Here is a 19,840-nt window from a genome sequence, read left to right on the forward strand (position 1 = left end):
CGTCGCAAAGCGCCGCGCGCTTGCGGCGCCCATCCTCCAACCTGACGACGCCCAACGCGACATGCGGGCGTCCGCCGGCGGCAGGAGATCCGCCGATCGCCGGACGCGCGCATACGCGTTATTGCGCGGCTCATTCGAAACCCGCCCAGCAGCCGCGCATTGTCGTCGACATGACGCAGGAAGGCGACGCCCCTTCCCTACGGCCGCCTCCGTTCAAATTCCGACGCCGCCATGGGATCCTGACTCAGTCAGACGTGATCATGACTTCGGGCGCGTCGTCCGGCTCTTCGAGCCCCAAGCCATCTTCCTCTGCGAGCTGCACGCCGGCGAGACAGACGTCGCCATCGTCGATCACGATTTCGATGGATTTCAACTTTTCGCCCTGGCACGGACCTATGAAACAGTGCCCAGTGTCCAGATCGAACTGCGCCTGGTGGTGGCCGCAAGTCAGGAAATTCCCCTCTTCATCGAGAAATTGCCCCGGCTCCGCGTCGAGACGCTGGCCCTGATGCGGGCAGACGTTCTCAAAACCATAAAAATTGTTGCCCCTGCGCGTGATCAGGATCGGCCAGGGCTTTTTCTCGCCGGTCTCCTCGATCCGCATCAGCAGGAAGCCGGAGGCGTCGCCGTCCTCAATCTCGCCCGTCTGGCAAATGACAAAGAGTTCGATCATCCGCCGCCTCCGCGTTTGGCGCGTCCTTTGCAAAACCGGGTGGTCCAAGCGACGCATCCTCCCGGTGCAATTGACGAGCCATGCGTCGTGCGTCACGAAGCCAGGATTGAAGCCCACCGGACATTCCGACCAGAGATCGTCGACTAGGAGCAATGATCATGACCGTCATCGAACATGATTTTGGCATGACGAAACGCGAGACGGAGCGGCGCTTTGGCAAATTGTTGACGCTTGACGCGCTGCATGAGGCGAATATTCGCGCCAATCCGCTGCCTTATCTCGAACGCGCCAGCGAGCGCATCTTCCGCCTGCAGGCGGCAATTTTCGAGGCGATTCAGGCCGCCAAAACGCCTGCGCCGGACGCGGCGCCTGAAGGGGAGAGCGTCCTGATCGAAAAGGCGGAATATCAGCGTCTCAAGGCCTGCGTCGCTTTGCTGGAAAAGGCCTACGCCGAATACGGATCGCAAGACGAGGGCGCCTAGCGCGCGTCGAGAGAGGCGGAAGCGGCGCTCCGCGAGACGCACGCTCCCCCCGTTTGCAGCGATCGTTCAGGCCGCTTTGGCTTCGGCCGCCGGCTCCCATTTGTAGAGCTCCGCGCCGCCTTCCTCTTTCATCAACGAGAAGCCGCAACCTTTGAGTTCAGCTGCGAGCCCCTGGCTCTCGCCCGCTTTCACTTCGACGTAAACCGGCGCATTGCGCTTCAAGATCGCTTCGATCAGGACTTTGAATGCGCCGTTCTCACGATGGCTGGCCGACACCGTCGCCAGCGAGACGTTGATTGTCTCTGCGTTGCGCAGCCCCCAATCGAGTTCGTCGCGACGCGCCAACAAGGCGCCGACGACGTTGCGCTTCGCATCGAGAATGACCGGCGAAAATTCCGCCGTGCAGCACTTCATGAGTTCCGTCAGCGCGCGTTCCTGATCGCTCTCGCTTTCGATCGAACAGGGAATTTCGGCGGCCGTTTGCCGCATCAAGGTCCAAAGCTCCTTCATATCGTCGAGCGATGCATTTCTGTATGCGAGGTCAGCCACCTGCTCCTCCTTCGATTGCGCGCTGGGGGTGCTTTGCGCGCGAAACTTCCCTCGGCAAGCAAGTCTCGTTCCCCGCCGCAACACGCAAAACCATGGCAAGAAACTTGCTCTTCTCTCACGCAAGGATTCAACGCGTAAACGAGAGGGAACATGGCTGTCGAAGGCTATTTCATCGATTGGGACGGCAATGCGCGCAGCACGAGCGATCCGGGCGGCGGCTATTTATGCGAAGCCGACACCGTTGCGCGCTATGTGGCGATCATGACCAAGAGCGGCGCGCTCATGCATGAAGGCACCTACTACAAGACCCTGGCCGACATCGAAAAGGCCGGCATCAAAGCGTCGCTGGTTCCCGGTTCGCATCCCTGGGGCAGCAAGGCGGAAGGTTTTTGATCCAGTCAAACGGGAGCTGCTCTGATGCTGCCGACGACCATTCTGATCGACGAAAACCCGCGTTGCGTCGTACGCCCGACCGACAACAAGGATCTCAATCGATTCTTGCGCAACGGCAAGGCGTTCCTTCTGGCCGAAAAGCCGGCCGGAAAAGTCACGCATCGCACGGCGACGGAAGCGGAGCAAACACGATGGCGCGAGGCGTTCGCGCTGCATAAGGCATGGGGCGGCGACGACGAGGCGTTCTTCGGCATACCGCTGCATGGCGACGTCGCGCCGAGCCAGGATTGAAGCTCGGCGCGCGCCGCCTGCGTGCGACCAACTATTCCTCGAGGCTGGGCGCGAGGATGACTTCCGCCGGCGCGCCTGGCCCTTGACCCGCAATGAAATCCAGACCGCTCACGCGGGAAAGTCCGCCGTCGCTGTCGATCAGCACGACGGCCTCCTGCGGCAACTCCGCCAATTTCACGATCAATTCAGCCACGGTCATCGCGCGCCTCTCTCACTCGCCACTCCCTGTCGCGTTCAGCCGGGATGGATCATGATCTCCATCGTCTCGTCGAGATCGTCGTCGTCGTAAATCTCTTCCTCGGCGAGTTTGACCCCGCACAGGCACACGTCGCCGTCCATGACGACGAGCGCGACGGGCTCGATCAATTTATCGACGCACGGTCCCTTCACGCATAAACCCGTCTCCACGTCGAATTCGGATTTATGCCGGCCGCAGCGCAATCTCTGACCGTCCTCGCTGAAGAATTTGCCGTCGCCGATGTTGAGCCAGGAGCCTTGGTGCGGGCAGACGTTCACATAGCCCACGCACTGGTCCTTTTCCGTTCTGACGACGAAGATCGAAAAGGGGCGCGTTTCGCCTTCGTCGGTGACCCGCGACAGGCTGAACGGCGTCGCCTGGCCGCGCTCCAGGCTATCGAGCGCGCAAATGACATAGAGGTTCACGTCGCCCTGCATGCCAAAATCTCCGTCGGCCTCTGTTCGCTCCTCCACGCGCGCATCGCGCGCCGGAGTGAAATCTCTGCGTCCGATGGTGTCTGAAAGACAACAATCTTCCCTGCGCAGCGTCCGACGTGCGAACAAGCATTATTCTTGCCGATCGCCCGCCAAGCGCGATAATTGCTTGATCATGGACATCGTGAGCTTTCAGCGGAGGCGAAAAGTGGGCATGCTTCAGGTCGACGAACGCAATCAAGATGATCTTTCGCGTCTGGCCGGCTGTTATCTCTACGAAGGGACGCGCGTCAACGTCGAGGACGGCATCGTCCATTGCGCAGACGGCCCGGCGGTGATCTTTCCAGACGGCGTGGTGCGCTGGTATTTGCGCGGCAAGGAAGTCACCCGCGCCGTCAATACGCTGTTCTATGAAAACAAATGGCCGATCGCGAATGGTCTCGACACTGACGCAAAACGCGCCCGGTTCGCCGAAGTTTTCCTGACGTGACGCCTGGCGTCCCTTCCGCAAGAAATCCCCTGCGGAAGGGATGCGCCTTCAGGTGACGTCGCTCGGATCAGGCCGCCGCAGTCTTGGCGGCCATCCCCGCGCGGAGCTCCTCCAATATTGCGCGAGTAATGCGGAACACGCCGCGGCCGCCCGAAAGCGCCTGATAGGAATCCGGGGCGCTCAGACTGACCCAGTCGAACCATTCCTGCGCCGAATTCGGCGCCGGCCGTTCGCTGATTTCGACCACGCTGCCGTCTGGCGCAAAGCGGACATGAAGCATCACCATGTCGGAAGACATTTCTCCCTCCTACCTTAGAAGCCCGACGAGAAGCCGAGCAGTTCGACCTTGACGTTTTCGGTGCCGAGAATTTTCGCCTGGCAGGCCAATCGAGACTTCGAGCCGACGCCGACGATCGTGTCGAGCCTCTCGTTCTCTTCGCGCGCCACTTTCGAGAGGCCCTTGCGGCCTTCGTGCACGAAGATATGGCAAGAGCCGCATTCGGCCTTGCCGTCGCATTTGTGATTGATCTCCTCGCCGCTGGACATAATGATCTGCAGCAAGGTCGCGCCCTCGGCGGCGTCCACCGTCTTTCCCGCGGGCATGATGGTTACGGTCGGCATTTCTACACTCCTGTTTGCGATCTAGTTGATCAGTAAATGGCCGCCCCAGCGCCGACATTGATCGACGCTTCCTTCATCGTCTGCACGATGAATGCGATTTGGCGCTCCTGCAGATGGACGTGGAAGGGCATCGCGACGGCGCGGTCTGAAACCTTCTCGGAGACCAGAAAACTGCCGCGACGATATCCGTAGTCGAAATAGCGCCGTTGCGTATGCAAGGGATTGCTGTAGGCGGCGGCTTCGACCTTTTCGACGAGCAGATCCTCGACGATCGAGTCGCGGCTGGACTTGCTGAAGCGCGTGCCGAGGTGAACGACGTAGAGGAACCAGTGCACCTCGTCGACCTCGGGCGCGATGAAGGGATCCTTGATGCCTTCAAAGGATTTGACGTGCTTGAAGTAGTAGTGCTCGATGAGCTTGCGCTTCTCGAGGATTTCTTCGAGCCGGCGCAACTGCGCCAAGCCAAGCGCCGCGCTCACGTCGCTCATCGCCGCCTGATAGGGCGCGCTGGAGCCCACGACGACCGACGCTCTTTCGCTTGGCTTATGCGCGCGGAACCGCCGCATCGCCACCGCGACGTCAATGTCGTCGGTCACCACCATGCCGCCTTCGCCGCAGACCAGCGGACCCGGCTGCGAGAAATCGAAGACCGAAGCGTCGCCGAAGGTGCCGACAAGCGCTCCCTTGTATTTCGAGCCGATTGCTTCGGTCGAGTCTTCCAACAGAATGAGCCGATGCTTATTGGCGATTTCGCGCAGCTCCGCCCATTGCGCCGGATGGCCATTCGTGTTGGTCGCAACGATCGCGCGCGTCTTGTCGGTGATCAGCGCCTCGATCTTTCCACTCGCGATGACGCCCGACCAATAGTCGATATCGGCGAACACCGGCTTGGCGCCGGCAAGCGCGATCGCATGCACCGTTTCGCGGAAGGAATGCGGAGAGGCGATCACTTCATCGCCCGGACCGATCTCATATGCGGCGAGCGCGAGCAGCAGCCCCATCGTGCCGCTTGGCGCGGCCACGGCGTATTTACGGCCAAGATAGGCGGCGAAGGCGGCTTCGAATTCCTCCATCACCGGTCCGCTGGACAGGCGGCTGGAGCGCAGCACCGCTTCCACCGCGGCGATGTCGTCGAGCGTAATGTCGGGATCGGAGAGCGGAATGAGATCGCCGCCCGAGTCAGCGGCGGACGCCGGCGGCTCCGCTTCGAATTCCTCATCCAGTTCGACGCGCGCATTCATCGCAGACTCCCTCGAAAGGCGACGATGACGCCGGTCGCGCGCGCCGGATCGTCGGTGACCGTCACGCAATGATCGGCGCCGTCGAGCAAATGCAGGTCGCAGCTCGTAAAGCTGCGGAACGGCGACTCGATCACGTCCGACACATCGCAGCGCGTCCATGAGAGATGGGAGAATTTCGCGCGCAATTCCGACAGCTCGGGCGTTCGGTCGGCGCCAAGCAGTTTTTCGATCTCCGTCAATTCCACGTCGCTGATCGCCATCACCTATCCTCTTTCGAGATCGAACTCACTGCCAGAAACGCCGCTCGGCGTCCTCCTTGAGATGGTCCAGCAACTCCGCAAGGCGCGTAAACTCGCTGTCAAGCTCCCACACGCCGATTGCATGGTCCTTGCGAAGAAGGCGCCAATTGCCCTTGCGTTCGTCAAAGAGCAGCAACGCGATGTCGATCACCCCACCGTCCGGATCGACGTTGCGCGAACAACAGGGGCTCTGGATGCGATAGCCATTCGCAGTCCTGAGCACGAGCGGCGTGACATAGCGGTAGCGCCGCCTTTGCTCGAGCGCGCGCGTGATGCGCTTGTAGTCGAAATCGTTCGGCTGAGCCGATGCGACGCTGCTTTGCGTCTTGATGACCGTCCGTCGCATACTCGCCATCGCTCCTCTTACAAGGGCGCGATCTCTTCCTCGAGACAACCGATGACGCGGCCGTCGCTAAATTCGACGAGGTAGATCGGCGTATTCGAATCGGTGTGCGATCCGACCTGGACGATCTCGCCCAAGCCGCCATTGGCGACGAGCAGCGCTTCCGGCTGCGCGTCAGGAAAGCTCCCGTCATTGATCAGATCGACGAGCGTCTTGACTCGCTGACCCCATTGATATTTCGGCATGCGCGGTTCGAACACGTTCACACTCCTCAAGGCAGCGGGAGATCGACGTCTTCGCGCGGGTTGGCGGAATCGAGCTCCTTGCGCTTCATGCCGACCCGATTGCCGCTATCGACGAACTCGACGCCATAGATGTAAAATTGTTGGAGAAAAGTGCCGATGCTGACGACGTAGCCCTCTTCGCCTTTCTTGGCGAGGATCTCGCCGATCTCCTTGCCGGCGTAAGTCCCGTCGTTGCGGATCGTGCGTTTCGCCTTCACTTTCTCGCCGTAGGAAAAGACGGGCGGCGCAGTCAGTTCACAAACTTCACTGTCGCGGACGATGTTGCTCATCGCTGCCTTCTTCCATGATGCCTGCTTCTCAAGCCGCCAGGAATGGTCGCGGACTGACGCCGAGTCCGCGCGTCGAACAAACTGACGGAATTGAAAAGCCGTATTTCAGCTTTGCTTGATAGGAGGCAACATGCGTGCCACGCCGCGGCGGCGAAAGATAAACCGTTGAGCGATATAGGCTGTAGAATTGCGGACAAGCCGCGCGGCGCTTTCAGGATCGGATGTTACAAATGCCACAACCATCCAAACCCGCTGGTTGCGCTTTTTCGGCCGAACGCGCAATGGCGCGTTCAGCCCTTCACTCTTTTCAGTCGACGCGTGAATTCAATCGCTGGAGCCGACTCGCCCATTGCCAAGCTGAGCCGTGAATCGGCGTCAACCGATTCAGCGGATCAGGATCTCGGAGGCACGCTCGAGAGGCAGCGCGATCGGAATGATGCCCTGGATGGTCAGGAACTTGAGTTCGTTTTTCGTCAGCGCCGCGGGATCGACGATCGCGTGATGCACCGTCGTCGAGCGCTTCATGATCTGCCGGGCGTAAGTGCGCAACAGCTGATCGTGGAAGCGACAGCCGATAAACAGAAAGCTCCGCTCGGACCGGCGATTTTTCACTGCGTCGGGCAAGGGCGTCTGAATGTCGATTTCCGTCAGCACCTCGACGTAATCCGCGTCGGAGATCAGAAAATTCTTGGCCGGCGCGATGCCGCCATGCGGCTTGTAGAGGATCGTCTTCCAGGTCTCGGCTTTTTCCTTGGTGGATTCCGCGCCGTCAGCTTCGTAGAAGCGGTACCAGCGGTCCTCGCCGATGCCGGCGCGGGTAATGCCCTGGATCTCGCCCCAATCGCTGCGGCCTTCAAGCGCCGAGCGCATGGTCGCGTCGTACCAGGTGTCGACAATCATCGGCAGCTGCAGCGACGCGAGGTAATGGTGCAGCGGCGTCGGCGCGATGCTGTCGGTGAACGCCTGGGACATCAGAGCCGAGACGGTCGAGCGATGCTTCATGCTCTCGATGTGCTGCGCGCTGGCCCAGGCGTTGCCTTTGGCGCGCTTCGGCAGCGCCACCTTCGTCCCGAAGAATGCGGCAAGCGCTTCGGGCGTCATCGGCACCTCGGTGGGCGTAAGCTGCGTCAGCCCTGGACCGATGTAGGGAATAACGGCGCCCGTCTTCAGCTCGTCGGCGATCTTGCCGAGCGCGTCCTCGGCTTTCTGGCCTTCGAGGAGGGCGTAGCCATCAAATGGCGCGTTCATCGCTCTCACTCCCCGTCATCGCCGCGCTTGCGCGCATTGACCGTTATCGGAAGCGACGTGCCGGCCGCCATTTCGGGCAGATCGAGCACCCAGCCGTTCGCGATCTTGATCCAGCCGCCCCACAAGCTTTCGTGCTCGCTTTCGACGATCGGCTCTTCCAAGTCCTTTTTGGGGACGTAGATCGACAAGCCGGTCTCTGGCGAACGGCGGATCATAATCTTCATTACATCGACTCCTTTGGCGCGTTGATCGCGCCCTGCGCTAGTTCGTGAGCAGCTGCGCGTCCGTTTGACGCGACGCTCGCGCGATGTCCCTCAGCTTGGCGACGATGCCGGGCAGCGTCTCCAGGACTCCGTCGACCTCCTCGGCCGTGTTTTCTCGCGAGAAGGAAAAGCGTATCGCGCCGTGCAGCGCTTCTTCCGGCACATTCATCGCGCGCAGCACATGCGAAGGCTCGGTCGAGCCCGCCGTGCAGGCGGAGCCGGTCGAGGCGGCGATCCCGGCGCGATCCAAATGGGTCAGCACCGCTTCCCCCTCGATGTCGGAAAAGGCGATGTTGGATGTGTTGACGAGTCGATTGTCGACGTCGCCCGAGATCCGACACTGGCTGATCCGCTCCATGACGCCGCTTTCGAGCCTGTCGCGCAGGGCCGCGATATGGGCGGCGTCTTCCTGCAGGCGCTTGTGCGCCAGTTCGGCGGCGGCGCCCAATCCGACAATCCCGGGCGTATTCTCCGTCCCGCCCCGGCGCGCCCGCTCCTGATGGCCCCCGCGAATGAAAGGAGCGAATTTTGTTCCCTTGCGCACGTAAAGCGCGCCAATCCCCTTCGGGCCATGCAGCTTATGCCCGGAGAGCGACAGGAAATCGATCTGCGTGGCTTTCAGTTCGATCGGAATTTTGCCGACCGCCTGCACTGCGTCGGTGTGAAACAAGGCGCCCGCCTCATGGGCGAGCCGCGCCAGTTCCTCGACGGGAAACAGCGTGCCGGTTTCGTTGTTCGCCCACATCGCCGAAACGATCGCGGTCTTCGGCCCCAAGGCCGCGCGAAAGGCGTCGAGATCAATGCGCCCGCGCGCGTCGACGCCAATGAAATGCGCCGTGACGCCACGAGTCTTTTGCAAGGTTTCGACGAGAGACAGGATCGCCGGATGTTCGACGGCGGTAGTCACGATCTCGTCGCGGCCGTCCTGCGCGGCGAGCCCGGCCATGATCGCGGCATTGTCGGATTCGGTGCCGCCGGAGGTGAACACGATTTCGTGGTCATGCGCCGCGCCGAGGAGCGCCTGAACGCTGCGGCGCGCCTCTCGCACCGCCCCCGAAACCTCGACGCCGAAACCGTGCGATGAAGAAGCGTTGCCGAATTCCTGACTGAAAAACGGCAGCATCTTCGCCACGACTTCAGGATCGGTGCGCGTCGTCGCGTTATTGTCGAGATAAACGCGCCGCATCGACACTCTCTCGCTTAAAGACGCGCCGCCGCACCCGGCACAGGCACCAGCCGCACGAATTCGCCGAGCTCTTCAATCAGCTTGGCCTGAATGCCTTCCAGCGTAGCGCTGCTCAGCTTGCAGAGCACGCAGGCTCCCGTGAGTCGCACCATGATCTTGTTGCCGCAGATCTCGATGAGCTCGCAATCGCCGCCGTCACGGCGCAGATTCGGACGAATCTCGTCGATGACGGCGCGAATGACCTGCTCGCGCTCCGGCGACGGAGCCGCTTCGATCTGGCCAACCTCTTCGTTCTTCTGATTGTCGTGCAACATCGCCTGGTCCTTCCGCCGCGCCGTCCCGTGGACGCGCTCTCCTGGATTGTGAAGTCGGGCCGAATTATCCGAATGATTTGCCGCAGGAGCAGCTCGACTGCGCATTCGGATTGTCGAAGGTGAAGCCGGAGCCCTGCACGGCGACGACATAGTCGATGGTCGTGCCGGTCAGCAGTTCATGGCTGGTGTTGTCGATAAACACCTTGACGCCGCTGCGCTCGATAACCGTGTCGTCGGGACTGGCTTCGCGCACGAGACCCATTTTGTACTGATAGCCGGCGCATCCGCCGGCCTCCACCATGATCCTCAGCCCATCGACGGGGTCGGCGGCGCTGGCAATAGCTGTCTGCACTGCATTTATGGCGCTGTCGGTCAGGTTGATCATGTTGCTGGTCCAGTATCGAAATGCGGCTGCGGGGACCGAAGCAATTCATGTGCCGCAACGGTAACGGGCTGAACAGCGCGGAATTCCCTGGGAGATCGGCCGGCTTTTGTCTGGTTTCGCACATTGGGCCCCGCGACGTGTCGCTTCCGTCGCACGCTAGGCTTGGCCGACGCCCCGAAAATCCGGCGAAGTTCTTGCATATGGCGCGGCGTGACGAAGGATCACCCGCGCGGAGACTGCGTTCGGATTGCAAAGCGGAGAACTGTCTATGACTCAAATTGAGAAGACTGCCCTTGCTCGGTTGGAACGGGAGGGCCGCCTGCTCAACGCAGTGCTTAAAGGGCCAACCAGCAAGCCGGGCCGTTTCGGCTTTCGCGGCGACATCGCGCTGAAATTTCAGGCGCAGGTGGCCGACGAAAAACGGCCGCCGGAATTTTGCATCGAGCAGGTGCTGACCTTCGCGAACGAGGGCGAAGCGACGATCCCGATCCTCGCCGGCTATCTCCATAATTTCGCCTATCTTGAAACCGCCCACGAAGTCATCGGCGATCTTCTCTCGCCGACTGGCGCCTACTTCATGTTCTGCAACAATATCGACCTGCTCTCGAAATTCCGCGTCAAGCTCGGCGACATCACCTACAATGTGCTGCCCTGCGACGAATCCACCGTCTGGAAAGAGATGATGGATCTCGCCATGGTCGACAAGAACGACATCAAGAAGCTCGACACTGGCGGCAAGACCGATGTCCTTCTCGATACGGCGCTGAAATTCAACGATTCCTTCGAGACCATCGCCTATCAACAGGGCGTCGAGCGGATGGAGCCGGTCAAGAACCGCAACGAAAATCGACCAGTCTAACTCGGTCGCGCCAAGGAGCCGGCGGCCGCGTTTAGCGCCGCCCCGGCCGCCCTCCGCCTTTGTCCATTGCATGAGACCCGTCATTGACGGGGAGAGGCGCGATCGAGCGCGTAGAACACACGCGATGCGCGGGCGATCCGCAACATGAGCGCCTGCTCCGTCGCCCGCCTGCTCACGCTGGCTTTCGCTTGAACGACGGAAGCGGGCGGATTCACAGCGCGCTCAATCGCCGGCGCATTCCCCTTCCTCATCGTCTTCGTCCACATCCTCGGCCAGCTTGATTCCGACGACGCAGATGTCGTTGTCGACGACCACGAGATCCACAGGGTTGAGTGCGCGCCCCTTGCACGGGCCCTCGACGCACATGCCGGTGCCGAACTCGAACAGCGCGCCGTGCTTGCCACACATCAGGCGCAGCCCGTAATTGGGTTCAAGGAACGTATTTCGCTCCCAATCGAGATTGACGCCGTCGTGCGGGCATTTGTTCACATAGCCGAACACTTGCTTGCCCCAGCGCACGACGACGATCGGGAACGGCTTCTCTTCGCCGTTGTCGTCGACCCGCACGAGGTTGAAGCCGCGCGCCTTCTGGCTTGGAATGTCGCTCATCGCGCAAATGGCGTAGACGACCACGTCGGCCGCCGCGTCCTGTTCGATCGTCGTTTCCTGCTCGCTCATCGCGACGTCTCCTGCATCTGGGCCTTGTCCCGCTTCGCCAGCAATAGTCCGTTCGCCGCAAGCGAAAATTCCCGCCAGGCGGCGGCGATGTCCTGCATGATGACCTGAGTATAGTCCCGCGACAATTTATGTTCGCCCGGGAAATTTGAAAGGGCGCAGGACGTCTGGTTGAAGGCGACCACGTCATCCATGATCGACTGCAGCAAATCGCCAAAGGGCTTTTGTATGCTCGGCGTTAGCGCCGTGCGGCCGCGTTCGATGGCGACGTCGTCCATTTCGAAGGGCAGCGTCGCCAACACGCCCAGCGCCTGCTGGAATACTTCCTCCATCGCCCCAAGCACGGCGACCTGCGTGAGATTGTCGCGCTCTTGCGACGCCAGCGCGCGATTGAGCCGCCGGCGATAATTCTCGAACACCTCATCGGCGCGGGCGTCCACCCAAGCGGAGAAACGCGCCAGACTCGCCTCATTCATCGGCATATCGTCGAAGAGCGCGTCGCCGGAATTCGTCTTTTTCGCGTCAAGCGACGCCAAGGCGCGTTCGATGCGGCGCGCGGCGTCCAAAGCGCCTTCCAGATAGCCGGCGTTGCGCGCCGCTGTTTCCGAGCCGCCAAGAAAGAGCTTCTTGTCCCACAACGGCTGACGCAACAACGGATTCGCCACATCATGCGTGCCGTCGCCGCCCTGCTGCGCGCGATCCGCCGCGCTGCAGGTCAGTCGCTCGCTCGCCCAGTCCTGATAATGAATCTGCAGCGGTTCGACGTTAAGGCCAAACACATTGCAGATTTGGCTCTCGAGCAAGATCGGCAAACCCACGCCGAACGCCTTGCGCGTGTCGGCGTCCAGGGCGAGAAAGCCGCCGAGCGCGTGAAGGCCCGCCGACATGTCGCAGGCGTCGAAGATTTCGCCGATCACGGCCTGCTCATGCGTGACGAAAGCGGAGCCGGAGAGGCCCCGTTCGCGCCAGAAGGCGTCGCGAAACTCCATGCCAACCTTCGCCTGCGCCGCCATCCAGGTTTCGGTGCCAAGCATGGCCTGGTCCGTCGCATCGTCCAACGGCGGCGTGAAGCTGACGGTCTCACGCAGCAGGCGCGGCGGCAGCGACAGAACGACGCGGCGCGCGGCAATTTCCATGGGCTCTTCGCCCGTCTTGAATTCGAGCATCACATGGTCGCCGCAATCGCGCAGGCCAGCCAGCTCGTGACCGAGATGAACGGCGTCCGCCGGCAATGCGCGGACCAGAGCCTTCAGCAGGGTCGTCATTCCGCCATGCAAACGCCGAGCGTCATCGTACAGACGCTTGTCGTCGATGCGTTCGGCGCTTTTTTCGGCCTCGCGCAAATGCAATACGACGCCTTCGTCATGCTGCGGGAAATCCGGCAGCGCCAGTTCTTTGACAAGTTGCGCGATCAGCGGCTGCGTCTTCGGCCAGAACCAGCTGGGGCCGAGGTCGACGCCGCCGCCGCCGTCACGCGCCACAGTGAGAATGCGCCCGCCGAGGCGATCGCGCGCCTCGAAGATCGCAACCTCGTGACCGCGCAGGTGGAGCTTTCGCGCCAGCGCCACGCCGCATAAACCACCGCCGATGATCGCTACGTCCAGCATGTTGCGTCGTCCGCTTTCTGTTCGATGCGGTGAATAGCAATTAATGTGCAAGATTCGCGGCGGCGCGCGGACGCCTGAACGACCCGATCTTATGGCACGAAAATTGAACCTCCTCGGCAAAGTTCCATCGCTAAGGAGTCGAAGATGAATCTGGCCTCTGAATTCGCCAACTGCTCGCCCGACGAGTTGAAGGAATTGCTGAGCGGCGGCACATTGACCGTCTATTCGGTCGCGCGTCCCGCGACAGCGGATTTAGCGGTCGAGCGCAGTGGCGTGCTGGCGGTCTTCACCTTCGCCTCGCCGGCGTTTGGTCCTGCGACGGATGGCGTTGAGACGCCCTTGTTCGTCGCCGATTCCGTCCCGGCGGGCACGACGGGAACGCCGGGTTTCGCCCGCGCGCAGAAGGCCGACGGCACGGTGGTCGCGGATTTCTCCGCCGGCAGCGGCGACCGCGAAATCAAATTCGCCGAGGTCTCCTGCTCGCCCGGCGCGCCGGTCAAGGTCGCCAAATTCACCATCAAGCAGGGCGATTGGCCGGAGCGGCCCGACTATTACGGCACGCGTCCGCGCTCGGGCTATCCGCTTCCCGTCGCTCCGTGACGCTTGACGCGCGCAACTATTGTGAAATTGCAGACAAGAGGTCTGAATGATGGCTGAAACCCTGACCAGTCCAATCGTCAGCGCGGCATGGCTCGCAGAACATCTGAACGACGGCGACATTCGCATTCTGGACTGCACATGGCATCATCCGAGCACCAATCTCGACGGCCGCAATCAATATCGCGGCCGGCACCTGCCGGGCTCGGTCCATTTCGACGTCGATCATATCGCCGATCCGAATTCGGACCTGCCGCACATGCTGCCGAATGAAGCGGATTTCGCCAAGAAAGTCGGACTGCTCGGCGTCGGCGACGGCGATCGCGTGATCGTCTACGACCGGCTGTTCGGCGGCGCGGCCGCGGCGCGCGTGTGGTGGATGTTCCGCGTGTTCGGCTACGACAATGTCGCGATGCTCGACGGCGGATTCAACCAATGGGTCGCCGCAAAGCATCCAACCGAAATGTCGCCGGTGCGTCCGCAACCGAAGACCTTCACGGCGAACTTCAGACCGGAGCTCGTCTTCAGTTTCGACCAAATGAAGAGCGCTGTCGCAAGCGGCGACGAGCAGATCGTCGACGCGCGCGGGCCAGGCAAATTTGACGGTTCGCAGGCCGACGTGTTTCCCTTCAAGAAGCTCGGACATATCCCGGGCGCCGTGAACGTGCCCTGGGCTGATCTGGTCGACCCGCAGACAGGCGTACTGCTCGACGCTCAAGGCTTGCGCGCGCGATTTGAAGCGGCCGGCGTCGATCTCGGCAAACCGATCGTGACCATGTGCGCTTCGGGCATGATCTCCTGCATGGACGCATTGGCGCTCTATCTTCTCGGACGCGCCGACGTTCCCGTCTATGACGGATCCTGGGCCGAATGGGAACGCGCCGACGAAGCGGCGGCGGCCGCGGCTTAAGAGGAGTGGGGCGCGTGAGCGATCTCGCGGACAATCAGCTCGAATTGGGAGAGGAATATGCTCTGTCCGCCACGCCGGATCGAACATGCTTCACGCTCCACAACAAAGCCGAAAGCATGGTCGCCGAACTGCGCGACGATGACGCCGCGCGCTTTCGAAGGGATTATGACGAGTTGAAGATCCAATTCCCCGATTGGAATGCGGATAAGCTGCTTGCCCAACTTTGGGATCAGGGCGGCTACGGCTGGCTCGCGCAACAGGAAGAGTGACGATGACGACTCTCGTGAAGATCACCGAGGACGGACGAAGACTCGAAGTCAAGGGCTTTGCCCTCTATCTCGACGGCGTTCTTGAAGCCGTCGACCTCACCGAGGTGAAGATGCACCCGGCGAAGGGAAAAATCTGGTCGATCATGCCGGACGCCACCCATGTGGCCGGCCGGGTCGCGCTGAACGCGGCGGAGACGGAGATCGTCAAGAAGGCGCTCGGCGAAGCTCAGGCGATGATGCTCTCCGACCCGATCGCCATCGCTGAGCGATTCAGAATCGCCGCCATGTGGAAGGCGCGCGAGCAAGGCATCGAATAAGGAAATATCGAATAATATATTCGTGATGTTGTGTGCGAGCCTCCGAACGGAGGCTCGCATTGTTTTTCAGACCAGCGCGACGTCTTCCGCCGCATGCGTCTGGCAATTTGTCGGACACACGCGCGCACAGGCCCCGCAGCCGATGCAGGCGCCGATGTCGTTCATCACCATGATCTTCTTTTCGACCTCATCGTCCTCGTCGTCATCGAGCGCGACCAGATCGCCGTCCTCATTCATCCCTTTCAGGGTCATCACGTCGCGACCGCACACCTTGAAACAGCGTCCGCAGCCGATGCATTTTTCCGGATCGATCGCAACAAGGTATTCGGGACACCAATCGCGCCCATCGCGCGTCGCTTGTGACATGGCCGTAAGCTTTCTTTCTCGAGTTAGACTGTCTCCAGGGACTTCAGCTTTGCACGCTTCTCCTCCAGCTGGGCGAAAGCGTCATGCGCCTTTTGCGCCACCTGGGGGATCGTGGTCCAATTGATCGGCAGTTCCTCCGAAAGATCATGCAGATCCATTTTCGCCTGCATGGCCTTCGCCGAGAGCTTCTTGATTTCCGCCTTCAACTCGTCGATCTCGCTCATCGCTGACCTCAATATTTTGCGACGTCGGGGAATTTCTGGATCATCTCGACGCCGGACTGGACATATTTGTCGCCTTCCGCCGCGAGCTTCTCGAAACTGTCGAAGCCGAAGCGATGCACGTCGCGCAGCTGCTTGTTCACGACGATCAAACGTCCGCCGATCAGCACCATGCGGCCGAAACCTTCATGGCTCATCTTCAGCATCGGCGAAATCATGACGCCGGTGGCGCGTTCAACGGAGAGCGCGACGGCGTTGAAGAAGAGCTCCATGCGCCAGATCGTCTCGGGGTCGGGATCGCCGATGATCGGCAGCGCGCGACGCGCCTCCTTGTCGACGACATAGGGGCCCAGGAGATCGAGGTCGCTTTTCGACTCCCAGGTCCCGTGCGTGTCCTGGGCGCGCCAGATCTTGATGAGCTCCTTGATGAAAGGAAGCTCGGCAACCGAGGTTTTTTCCAGCACGGCGCTAGGTTCAGACATAGGGATTCCTCACTCTTCGAAATCGAGCACGCGCTCTTTGCCCTTGGTCAGAGCTTTGCGCAGCCATGGCGGCGGGACGCCTCTCAGCACTTCCTGGAGCTTGTCCAGGAGATCCGAGATGGCCTCCGGCTGATTGACTTTCATCGGATGGATGTTGTTGGCGACGACGCGCGCGGCGCCCGAGCCGCCGATCGCGGCGACATAGAGGATGGCGCAATCCTTGATCGCGTCGATCTTCGGCGCGAGCTTGTCCTCATTGCCGTCTTCCTTGAGATCGCCGTCGAATTCGATGGCCTCGAGGAATTCGTGCCCTTCCGGGCCGATTTCATAGATTGCGATGTTCTTGGCCCAGCCGAAGTGCGCGTCGACGCGTTTCAGATCCTGGGTTGCGAATGCGACTTTCATAGCGCCTCCGATTTCGCCCCTAGTGCGAGGTTGCGGCGTGCGACGAGCCGACGCCATCGCGCCAGCTGTCAGGCGTCGGCTCGTGGTTTTCTTCGTGATCGGCCATCAACAGATTGCTGATGTCAAAGATAAGATCACGCGCGCCGCGATAGCCGACCATCAGTTGATGTCCGCCGCCGAGGCGGTCGAACATCGGAATGCCCATGCGAAAGAAAGGGATCTTTAAGCGCGCGGCGGCCTGCCTTCCATGCGAATGGGTGACCATCAGATCGCAGTCCCTGGCCTTCGCCAGATTTTCGAGGTCTTCGAGATCGCCGATCAGCACCTCCTCGGTCGGCAGTCCTTCGAGCACCGGCGATTGCGTGGTCGTCACCGCGACGCGAAGTTGCGCGCCCATCTCCGTCAGCAGGCCGCCGATGTCATTGAGCAGGTCCGGCTCGGCGCCGACCGCGAGCTTGCGGCCGCCGATGTGGAAATGACCATCCAGCATCGCATCGACGAGCTGACCGCGCTGCCGGCGATATTTCATCGGCGCCGGACGGCCGCTGATCTCCGTCAGAAAGGCCATCAGCGCGTCATTGGCCTCAAGCCCGCACAGCCGCTCGAACAGCCGGAACGGAACGCCGGTCTTTTTCTGCATGGCTTCGGCGGCGCGCCGCATTTGTGCGCCGATCGCGATCGTCCAGCCGGCCTGGCCCATCGCGGAAATTTCTTCAACGCCGACGCCGCCTATGGTGGTCGGCGTGAAATCGTCGGGGATATGGCCGTCGAGCGAACCGGCGAGATCCGGCAAAAAGGTCGGCTCCAGCCCGAAGTCCTCGATGATCGTGCGCAGCTCATCGAGATCGCCGGGCGTCAGATGACAGCCGGGCAGCACATTGATCTTGGTTGGATCGCGGCGCGCGGCGCTCTTTGGCGCCTCGACCATCGTCTCGACGATGCGCGTCACCGTCTTCTCCCAGCCGTCCTGGAAGGCGTCCTTAAAGTCCGGCGTCGAGACATAGACGATCGGCAGATGCGCCACCACGGCGTTCTTCTCGCGGATGAGCTTGATGTAGCCGTCGACGTCGTCGCCCTTGGTCTCGGTGACGCCGGTCGAGCAGATGCCGATGATCTCCGGCTTGGTGCGGTTGTATATATTCAGCACCGCCTGCTCGACGTTTTCATAGCCGCCGAGGACCGTCGCGACTTCGCTCATCGCGGTGGTCTGCATCGGAATGGCTTCTTTGAAGTGCCGCGTGAACAGCACTAGGCCGAAGGACGTACAGCCCTGCGAGCCATGCAGCAGCGGCATGGCGCCGCGCAGCCCCATGAACGCGAGCGCGCCGCCGATCGGCTGACTCATCTTGAGCGGATTGACCGAGCAGGCCTTCTTGCTGACGGTGACGGTCGCCATCGCGCTACTCCGCTGCGATCGCGTGAGAGGTCGAGACCATTTGCTCGAGGATCTCTTCGATTCGCACCGCGCAGGCGCCGCAGCCGCCCGAAGCGTTCGTCGCCTCGCGCACGCCTTCCACGGTCGTGATGTGGTTCGCGAGGATCGCGTCCTCGATCACCCCGAGCTCGACACTCTTGCAATTGCAGATTTTCTTGGCGCGTCGCGCCTGTTCCGCCTTGACCGGATCGGCGGCCAGCGCCGCCGCCTCGGCTTCCGCCTGCGCCATCGCGCGGCTTTGCCAATTGTCGCCCGCTGTTTCCCAGGGCGCCGGCTTGCGCACCTGCGCCCAAACCGGATTGTACAGCGCCTTGTCGATCTCTTCGACGAGCTTTACCATACCGACATAGCCCATATAGGCGTGATGCCGCTCCTGGTTGATGTCGAGCCAGGGCATCGAGGCCTTCAGCGCGATGAACTGCGAGCGGCCGCCCGAGAGCATGATGTCGGCGCGCGCGTCCTTGAGCATCTTGTACATTTCGCGCGGCGTCATATCCTCGATCATATGGGCGTCCTGGCCCATCAGCTCCTTGATGCGCTCCTTGTCCTCTTTCGTCGATTTCTTGACCGACGTGCCGACGAGTTCGAGCCCTGCTTCCTGCAGCGCCGCGACGACCGACCAGGATTTGACGCCGCCGGTGATCAGCAGCACCTTCTTCCCTTCGAAGCGCGGCTTGTATTTAGCGATCGCCGCCCAGGCGTTGGCCTCTTCCCGCGCAATCAGCGCTTCGGTGCGCTCCATCAGTTCGGCGGGCGCGCCGCGCTCGATCAGCATGCGCGCGATCTCGCGCAGCGAGTCGCTGCTGTCCTCGATGCCGTAGAAGGAGCCTTCGAAGAAGGGGATGCCGTAGCGCTCCTCCATCTTGCGCGCGACGTTGATCATCGCCTTGGAGCAGACCATCATCGCCGCCTTGGCGCGATGCGACGAGGCGACTTCCTTATATTTTCCGTCGCCGGAGATGCAGGCCATGATGCGAATGCCGAGCTCGTCGAGCAGCGGCTTCACCTGCCATAATTCTCCGGACAGATTGTATTCGCCGATGATATTGAGGTCGTAGGGAGTCGTGTATTCCGGCTCCTCGGTGCCGATCACATGTTCGAGCAGCGCCTCGCCGGCGAGCTTATTGCCGAGATTCTTCGGTCCGACGAAGCCCGGCGAGTTGATCGGGATGACCGGTTTGCCGAATTTCTCGCGCGCCGCTTTGCAGACGGCGTCGATATCGTCGCCGATCATCGCCGGCACGCAGGTCTGATAGACGAAAACCGCGGGGGGATCGTATTTCTCGATGATCTCGCGAATGGATTTGAACAGACGCTTCTCGCCGCCGAAGACGACGTCGGTCTCGTTGATGTCGGTGGTGAAGCCGGTCCGCCACAGATTCGAGCCGGAGGATTTCGCGCCGCGATTGTCCCAGCTGTTGCCCTCGCACGCGATGGGTCCGTGCACCAAATGCGCAACGTCGGTGAGCGGCTGAAGCGCGATTTTGGCGCCGTCGAAGGCGCATCCGCCGGCGGCCCCGCCCGGCTGTAATTGCTTGGTGCAGCCTTTTTTGCGTTCGGCTTCTGACTTGTTCGCGTTTTTACCGCAGCCTGGCTCGTTGAAAACGTCCTGGATCGTGGCGGAAAGCGAACTCATGCATCTTCTCCTTCACGTTGCGAACGCATTCAGCCGA

33 protein-coding genes are annotated in these 19,840 nt (G+C 61.4%); 9 read left to right on the forward strand and 24 right to left on the reverse strand.

What is annotated here, in order from left to right:
* Positions 1-244 precede the first annotated feature (244 nt).
* Complete coding sequence (locus tag AB7F41_RS00135) at positions 245-673, reverse strand: Rieske (2Fe-2S) protein (protein WP_428385027.1); 429 nt, start codon at positions 671-673, stop codon at positions 245-247.
* A 158-nt stretch (positions 674-831) separates the two neighbouring features.
* Between AB7F41_RS00135 and AB7F41_RS00140 the strand changes: the two genes are divergently transcribed.
* Complete coding sequence (locus tag AB7F41_RS00140) at positions 832-1,155, forward strand: hypothetical protein (protein WP_428385029.1); 324 nt, start codon at positions 832-834, stop codon at positions 1,153-1,155.
* A 66-nt stretch (positions 1,156-1,221) separates the two neighbouring features.
* Here AB7F41_RS00140 and AB7F41_RS00145 read toward each other — a convergent pair whose 3' ends face one another.
* Positions 1,222-1,704, reverse strand: coding sequence for a hypothetical protein (locus AB7F41_RS00145; protein WP_428385031.1), 483 nt, complete (start codon positions 1,702-1,704; stop codon positions 1,222-1,224).
* A 150-nt stretch (positions 1,705-1,854) separates the two neighbouring features.
* Between AB7F41_RS00145 and AB7F41_RS00150 the strand changes: the two genes are divergently transcribed.
* Both AB7F41_RS00150 and AB7F41_RS00155 read left to right on the forward strand, forming a co-directional pair.
* The gene (locus tag AB7F41_RS00150; RefSeq protein ID WP_428385033.1) at positions 1,855-2,097 is read left to right on the forward strand and encodes a hypothetical protein; all 243 of its coding nucleotides are present in this window, start codon (positions 1,855-1,857) and stop codon (positions 2,095-2,097) included.
* A 24-nt stretch (positions 2,098-2,121) separates the two neighbouring features.
* On the forward strand, positions 2,122-2,388 hold the full coding sequence (locus AB7F41_RS00155) for a hypothetical protein (RefSeq protein WP_428385035.1): 267 nt from the start codon (positions 2,122-2,124) through the stop codon (positions 2,386-2,388).
* Positions 2,389-2,419: 31 nt separating this feature from the next.
* Here the strand turns inward: AB7F41_RS00155 and AB7F41_RS00160 are convergent, their stop codons facing one another.
* Together AB7F41_RS00160 and AB7F41_RS00165 are read right to left on the reverse strand one after the other, a co-directional pair.
* Positions 2,420-2,587 carry a hypothetical protein gene (locus AB7F41_RS00160; RefSeq protein ID WP_428385037.1) on the reverse strand — a complete coding sequence of 56 codons (168 nt, stop codon included), beginning with the start codon at positions 2,585-2,587 and terminating at the stop codon, positions 2,420-2,422.
* A gap of 35 nt (positions 2,588-2,622) precedes the next feature.
* A complete protein-coding gene (locus tag AB7F41_RS00165) occupies positions 2,623-3,063 on the reverse strand; it encodes a Rieske (2Fe-2S) protein (protein WP_428385082.1) in 441 nt (146 codons plus the stop codon).
* 211 nt (positions 3,064-3,274) lie between these two features.
* Between AB7F41_RS00165 and AB7F41_RS00170 the strand changes: the two genes are divergently transcribed.
* Positions 3,275-3,550 (forward strand): aldehyde dehydrogenase, encoded by a 276-nt coding sequence (locus AB7F41_RS00170; protein ID WP_428385084.1) that lies wholly within the window; start codon positions 3,275-3,277, stop codon positions 3,548-3,550.
* A 67-nt stretch (positions 3,551-3,617) separates the two neighbouring features.
* On the opposite strand, the gene AB7F41_RS00175 is transcribed toward AB7F41_RS00170, so the two are convergent.
* The 12 genes from AB7F41_RS00175 to AB7F41_RS00230 all read right to left on the reverse strand — a co-directional run bounded on the left by AB7F41_RS00175 (position 3,618) and on the right by AB7F41_RS00230 (position 10,024).
* Positions 3,618-3,848, reverse strand: coding sequence for a hypothetical protein (locus AB7F41_RS00175; protein ID WP_428385038.1), 231 nt, complete (start codon positions 3,846-3,848; stop codon positions 3,618-3,620).
* A gap of 14 nt (positions 3,849-3,862) precedes the next feature.
* Complete coding sequence (locus tag AB7F41_RS00180) at positions 3,863-4,171, reverse strand: 2Fe-2S iron-sulfur cluster-binding protein (protein WP_428385040.1); 309 nt, start codon at positions 4,169-4,171, stop codon at positions 3,863-3,865.
* 29 nt (positions 4,172-4,200) lie between these two features.
* A complete protein-coding gene (locus AB7F41_RS00185) occupies positions 4,201-5,412 on the reverse strand; it encodes a DegT/DnrJ/EryC1/StrS family aminotransferase (RefSeq protein WP_428385041.1) in 1,212 nt (403 codons plus the stop codon).
* Positions 5,409-5,672 (reverse strand): hypothetical protein, encoded by a 264-nt coding sequence (locus AB7F41_RS00190; RefSeq protein WP_428385043.1) that lies wholly within the window; start codon positions 5,670-5,672, stop codon positions 5,409-5,411. Before AB7F41_RS00190 ends, AB7F41_RS00185 begins: the two co-directional genes overlap by 4 nt.
* 25 nt (positions 5,673-5,697) lie before the next feature.
* Entirely contained in the window at positions 5,698-6,057 is a 360-nt protein-coding gene (locus tag AB7F41_RS00195) for a hypothetical protein (protein WP_428385045.1), read from the reverse strand.
* Positions 6,058-6,074: 17 nt separating this feature from the next.
* Positions 6,075-6,314, reverse strand: a complete 240-nt coding sequence (locus AB7F41_RS00200; protein WP_428385046.1) for a nitrogen fixation protein NifZ — start codon at positions 6,312-6,314, stop codon at positions 6,075-6,077.
* 11 nt (positions 6,315-6,325) lie between these two features.
* Entirely contained in the window at positions 6,326-6,628 is a 303-nt protein-coding gene (locus AB7F41_RS00205) for a nitrogen fixation protein NifZ (RefSeq protein WP_428385048.1), read from the reverse strand.
* A gap of 384 nt (positions 6,629-7,012) precedes the next feature.
* A complete protein-coding gene (locus tag AB7F41_RS00210) occupies positions 7,013-7,876 on the reverse strand; it encodes an SIR2 family NAD-dependent protein deacylase (RefSeq protein ID WP_428385050.1) in 864 nt (287 codons plus the stop codon).
* A gap of 5 nt (positions 7,877-7,881) precedes the next feature.
* Positions 7,882-8,100, reverse strand: coding sequence for a putative nitrogen fixation protein NifT (gene nifT, locus AB7F41_RS00215; protein WP_428385052.1), 219 nt, complete (start codon positions 8,098-8,100; stop codon positions 7,882-7,884).
* Positions 8,101-8,137: 37 nt separating this feature from the next.
* Positions 8,138-9,325, reverse strand: a complete 1,188-nt coding sequence (gene nifS / locus AB7F41_RS00220) for a cysteine desulfurase NifS (protein ID WP_428385053.1) — start codon at positions 9,323-9,325, stop codon at positions 8,138-8,140.
* 14 nt (positions 9,326-9,339) lie between these two features.
* Entirely contained in the window at positions 9,340-9,639 is a 300-nt protein-coding gene (locus tag AB7F41_RS00225) for a NifU family protein (protein WP_428385055.1), read from the reverse strand.
* Positions 9,640-9,703: 64 nt separating this feature from the next.
* The gene (locus AB7F41_RS00230; RefSeq protein WP_428385056.1) at positions 9,704-10,024 is read right to left on the reverse strand and encodes an iron-sulfur cluster assembly accessory protein; all 321 of its coding nucleotides are present in this window, start codon (positions 10,022-10,024) and stop codon (positions 9,704-9,706) included.
* 268 nt (positions 10,025-10,292) lie between these two features.
* On the opposite strand from AB7F41_RS00230, the gene AB7F41_RS00235 reads away from it, so the two are divergent.
* The gene (locus tag AB7F41_RS00235; RefSeq protein WP_428385058.1) at positions 10,293-10,883 is read left to right on the forward strand and encodes a hypothetical protein; all 591 of its coding nucleotides are present in this window, start codon (positions 10,293-10,295) and stop codon (positions 10,881-10,883) included.
* Between the two features lie 222 nt (positions 10,884-11,105).
* Here the strand turns inward: AB7F41_RS00235 and AB7F41_RS00240 are convergent, their stop codons facing one another.
* On the reverse strand, positions 11,106-11,561 hold the full coding sequence (locus AB7F41_RS00240) for a Rieske (2Fe-2S) protein (protein WP_428385059.1): 456 nt from the start codon (positions 11,559-11,561) through the stop codon (positions 11,106-11,108).
* A complete protein-coding gene (locus tag AB7F41_RS00245; protein ID WP_428385061.1) occupies positions 11,558-13,165 on the reverse strand; it encodes a flavin monoamine oxidase family protein in 1,608 nt (535 codons plus the stop codon). The genes AB7F41_RS00240 and AB7F41_RS00245 overlap by 4 nt, the downstream gene beginning before the upstream one ends.
* A gap of 144 nt (positions 13,166-13,309) precedes the next feature.
* On the opposite strand from AB7F41_RS00245, the gene AB7F41_RS00250 reads away from it, so the two are divergent.
* The 4 genes from AB7F41_RS00250 to AB7F41_RS00265 are packed head-to-tail and all read left to right on the forward strand — an operon-like array spanning position 13,310 to position 15,258.
* On the forward strand, positions 13,310-13,765 hold the full coding sequence (locus tag AB7F41_RS00250; protein ID WP_428385063.1) for a hypothetical protein: 456 nt from the start codon (positions 13,310-13,312) through the stop codon (positions 13,763-13,765).
* A gap of 49 nt (positions 13,766-13,814) precedes the next feature.
* Positions 13,815-14,672: a sulfurtransferase gene (locus AB7F41_RS00255; RefSeq protein ID WP_428385086.1), complete on the forward strand. Its 858-nt coding sequence runs from the start codon at positions 13,815-13,817 to the stop codon at positions 14,670-14,672.
* 14 nt (positions 14,673-14,686) lie between these two features.
* The gene (locus AB7F41_RS00260) at positions 14,687-14,941 is read left to right on the forward strand and encodes a hypothetical protein (RefSeq protein ID WP_428385065.1); all 255 of its coding nucleotides are present in this window, start codon (positions 14,687-14,689) and stop codon (positions 14,939-14,941) included.
* 2 nt (positions 14,942-14,943) lie between these two features.
* Positions 14,944-15,258, forward strand: a complete 315-nt coding sequence (locus tag AB7F41_RS00265) for a hypothetical protein (protein ID WP_428385066.1) — start codon at positions 14,944-14,946, stop codon at positions 15,256-15,258.
* A 66-nt stretch (positions 15,259-15,324) separates the two neighbouring features.
* Here AB7F41_RS00265 and fdxB read toward each other — a convergent pair whose 3' ends face one another.
* From fdxB to nifE, 6 genes are read right to left on the reverse strand one after another with little or no spacing between them, the layout of a single operon-like run.
* Entirely contained in the window at positions 15,325-15,624 is a 300-nt protein-coding gene (fdxB, locus tag AB7F41_RS00270) for a ferredoxin III, nif-specific (RefSeq protein ID WP_428385068.1), read from the reverse strand.
* Between the two features lie 23 nt (positions 15,625-15,647).
* On the reverse strand, positions 15,648-15,848 hold the full coding sequence (locus AB7F41_RS00275; protein WP_428385070.1) for a CCE_0567 family metalloprotein: 201 nt from the start codon (positions 15,846-15,848) through the stop codon (positions 15,648-15,650).
* Between the two features lie 8 nt (positions 15,849-15,856).
* Positions 15,857-16,327: a NifX-associated nitrogen fixation protein gene (locus tag AB7F41_RS00280; protein ID WP_428385072.1), complete on the reverse strand. Its 471-nt coding sequence runs from the start codon at positions 16,325-16,327 to the stop codon at positions 15,857-15,859.
* A 9-nt stretch (positions 16,328-16,336) separates the two neighbouring features.
* Positions 16,337-16,732 (reverse strand): nitrogen fixation protein NifX, encoded by a 396-nt coding sequence (nifX, locus tag AB7F41_RS00285; protein WP_428385073.1) that lies wholly within the window; start codon positions 16,730-16,732, stop codon positions 16,337-16,339.
* Positions 16,733-16,751: 19 nt separating this feature from the next.
* The gene (nifN, locus tag AB7F41_RS00290; protein WP_428385074.1) at positions 16,752-18,128 is read right to left on the reverse strand and encodes a nitrogenase iron-molybdenum cofactor biosynthesis protein NifN; all 1,377 of its coding nucleotides are present in this window, start codon (positions 18,126-18,128) and stop codon (positions 16,752-16,754) included.
* A 4-nt stretch (positions 18,129-18,132) separates the two neighbouring features.
* The gene (nifE, locus tag AB7F41_RS00295) at positions 18,133-19,803 is read right to left on the reverse strand and encodes a nitrogenase iron-molybdenum cofactor biosynthesis protein NifE (RefSeq protein ID WP_428385076.1); all 1,671 of its coding nucleotides are present in this window, start codon (positions 19,801-19,803) and stop codon (positions 18,133-18,135) included.
* Positions 19,804-19,840: the final 37 nt, after the last annotated feature.

The sequence above is a fragment of the Methylocystis sp. genome (assembly GCF_050251305.1).
Taxonomy (GTDB): Bacteria; Pseudomonadota; Alphaproteobacteria; order Rhizobiales; family Beijerinckiaceae; genus Methylocystis.

Excerpts from the sequence above, each read along its gene's own strand:
- AB7F41_RS00195 (WP_428385045.1), bottom strand. The coding sequence starts at position 6,057 with ATGCGACGGACGGTCATCAAGACGCAAAGCAGCGTCGCATCGGCTCAG.
- nifT (WP_428385052.1), bottom strand. The coding sequence starts at position 8,100 with ATGAAGATTATGATCCGCCGTTCGCCAGAGACCGGCTTGTCGATCTAC.
- AB7F41_RS00275 (WP_428385070.1), bottom strand. The coding sequence starts at position 15,848 with ATGAGCGAGATCGACGAGTTGAAGGCGGAAATCAAGAAGCTCTCGGCG.
- AB7F41_RS00265 (WP_428385066.1), top strand. The coding sequence starts at position 14,944 with ATGACGACTCTCGTGAAGATCACCGAGGACGGACGAAGACTCGAAGTC.
- AB7F41_RS00280 (WP_428385072.1), bottom strand. The coding sequence starts at position 16,327 with ATGTCTGAACCTAGCGCCGTGCTGGAAAAAACCTCGGTTGCCGAGCTT.
- nifE (WP_428385076.1), bottom strand. The coding sequence starts at position 19,803 with ATGAGTTCGCTTTCCGCCACGATCCAGGACGTTTTCAACGAGCCAGGC.
- fdxB (WP_428385068.1), bottom strand. The coding sequence starts at position 15,624 with ATGTCACAAGCGACGCGCGATGGGCGCGATTGGTGTCCCGAATACCTT.
- nifX (WP_428385073.1), bottom strand. The coding sequence starts at position 16,732 with ATGAAAGTCGCATTCGCAACCCAGGATCTGAAACGCGTCGACGCGCAC.
- AB7F41_RS00180 (WP_428385040.1), bottom strand. The coding sequence starts at position 4,171 with ATGCCGACCGTAACCATCATGCCCGCGGGAAAGACGGTGGACGCCGCC.
- nifN (WP_428385074.1), bottom strand. The coding sequence starts at position 18,128 with ATGGCGACCGTCACCGTCAGCAAGAAGGCCTGCTCGGTCAATCCGCTC.
- AB7F41_RS00175 (WP_428385038.1), bottom strand. The coding sequence starts at position 3,848 with ATGTCTTCCGACATGGTGATGCTTCATGTCCGCTTTGCGCCAGACGGC.
- AB7F41_RS00225 (WP_428385055.1), bottom strand. The coding sequence starts at position 9,639 with ATGTTGCACGACAATCAGAAGAACGAAGAGGTTGGCCAGATCGAAGCG.
- AB7F41_RS00160 (WP_428385037.1), bottom strand. The coding sequence starts at position 2,587 with ATGACCGTGGCTGAATTGATCGTGAAATTGGCGGAGTTGCCGCAGGAG.
- nifS (WP_428385053.1), bottom strand. The coding sequence starts at position 9,325 with ATGCGGCGCGTTTATCTCGACAATAACGCGACGACGCGCACCGATCCT.
- AB7F41_RS00205 (WP_428385048.1), bottom strand. The coding sequence starts at position 6,628 with ATGAGCAACATCGTCCGCGACAGTGAAGTTTGTGAACTGACTGCGCCG.
- AB7F41_RS00150 (WP_428385033.1), top strand. The coding sequence starts at position 1,855 with ATGGCTGTCGAAGGCTATTTCATCGATTGGGACGGCAATGCGCGCAGC.
- AB7F41_RS00240 (WP_428385059.1), bottom strand. The coding sequence starts at position 11,561 with ATGAGCGAGCAGGAAACGACGATCGAACAGGACGCGGCGGCCGACGTG.
- AB7F41_RS00255 (WP_428385086.1), top strand. The coding sequence starts at position 13,815 with ATGGCTGAAACCCTGACCAGTCCAATCGTCAGCGCGGCATGGCTCGCA.
- AB7F41_RS00235 (WP_428385058.1), top strand. The coding sequence starts at position 10,293 with ATGACTCAAATTGAGAAGACTGCCCTTGCTCGGTTGGAACGGGAGGGC.
- AB7F41_RS00165 (WP_428385082.1), bottom strand. The coding sequence starts at position 3,063 with ATGCAGGGCGACGTGAACCTCTATGTCATTTGCGCGCTCGATAGCCTG.
- AB7F41_RS00245 (WP_428385061.1), bottom strand. The coding sequence starts at position 13,165 with ATGCTGGACGTAGCGATCATCGGCGGTGGTTTATGCGGCGTGGCGCTG.
- AB7F41_RS00170 (WP_428385084.1), top strand. The coding sequence starts at position 3,275 with ATGCTTCAGGTCGACGAACGCAATCAAGATGATCTTTCGCGTCTGGCC.
- AB7F41_RS00140 (WP_428385029.1), top strand. The coding sequence starts at position 832 with ATGACCGTCATCGAACATGATTTTGGCATGACGAAACGCGAGACGGAG.
- AB7F41_RS00210 (WP_428385050.1), bottom strand. The coding sequence starts at position 7,876 with ATGAACGCGCCATTTGATGGCTACGCCCTCCTCGAAGGCCAGAAAGCC.
- AB7F41_RS00190 (WP_428385043.1), bottom strand. The coding sequence starts at position 5,672 with ATGGCGATCAGCGACGTGGAATTGACGGAGATCGAAAAACTGCTTGGC.
- AB7F41_RS00135 (WP_428385027.1), bottom strand. The coding sequence starts at position 673 with ATGATCGAACTCTTTGTCATTTGCCAGACGGGCGAGATTGAGGACGGC.
- AB7F41_RS00185 (WP_428385041.1), bottom strand. The coding sequence starts at position 5,412 with ATGAATGCGCGCGTCGAACTGGATGAGGAATTCGAAGCGGAGCCGCCG.
- AB7F41_RS00250 (WP_428385063.1), top strand. The coding sequence starts at position 13,310 with ATGAATCTGGCCTCTGAATTCGCCAACTGCTCGCCCGACGAGTTGAAG.
- AB7F41_RS00230 (WP_428385056.1), bottom strand. The coding sequence starts at position 10,024 with ATGATCAACCTGACCGACAGCGCCATAAATGCAGTGCAGACAGCTATT.
- AB7F41_RS00155 (WP_428385035.1), top strand. The coding sequence starts at position 2,122 with ATGCTGCCGACGACCATTCTGATCGACGAAAACCCGCGTTGCGTCGTA.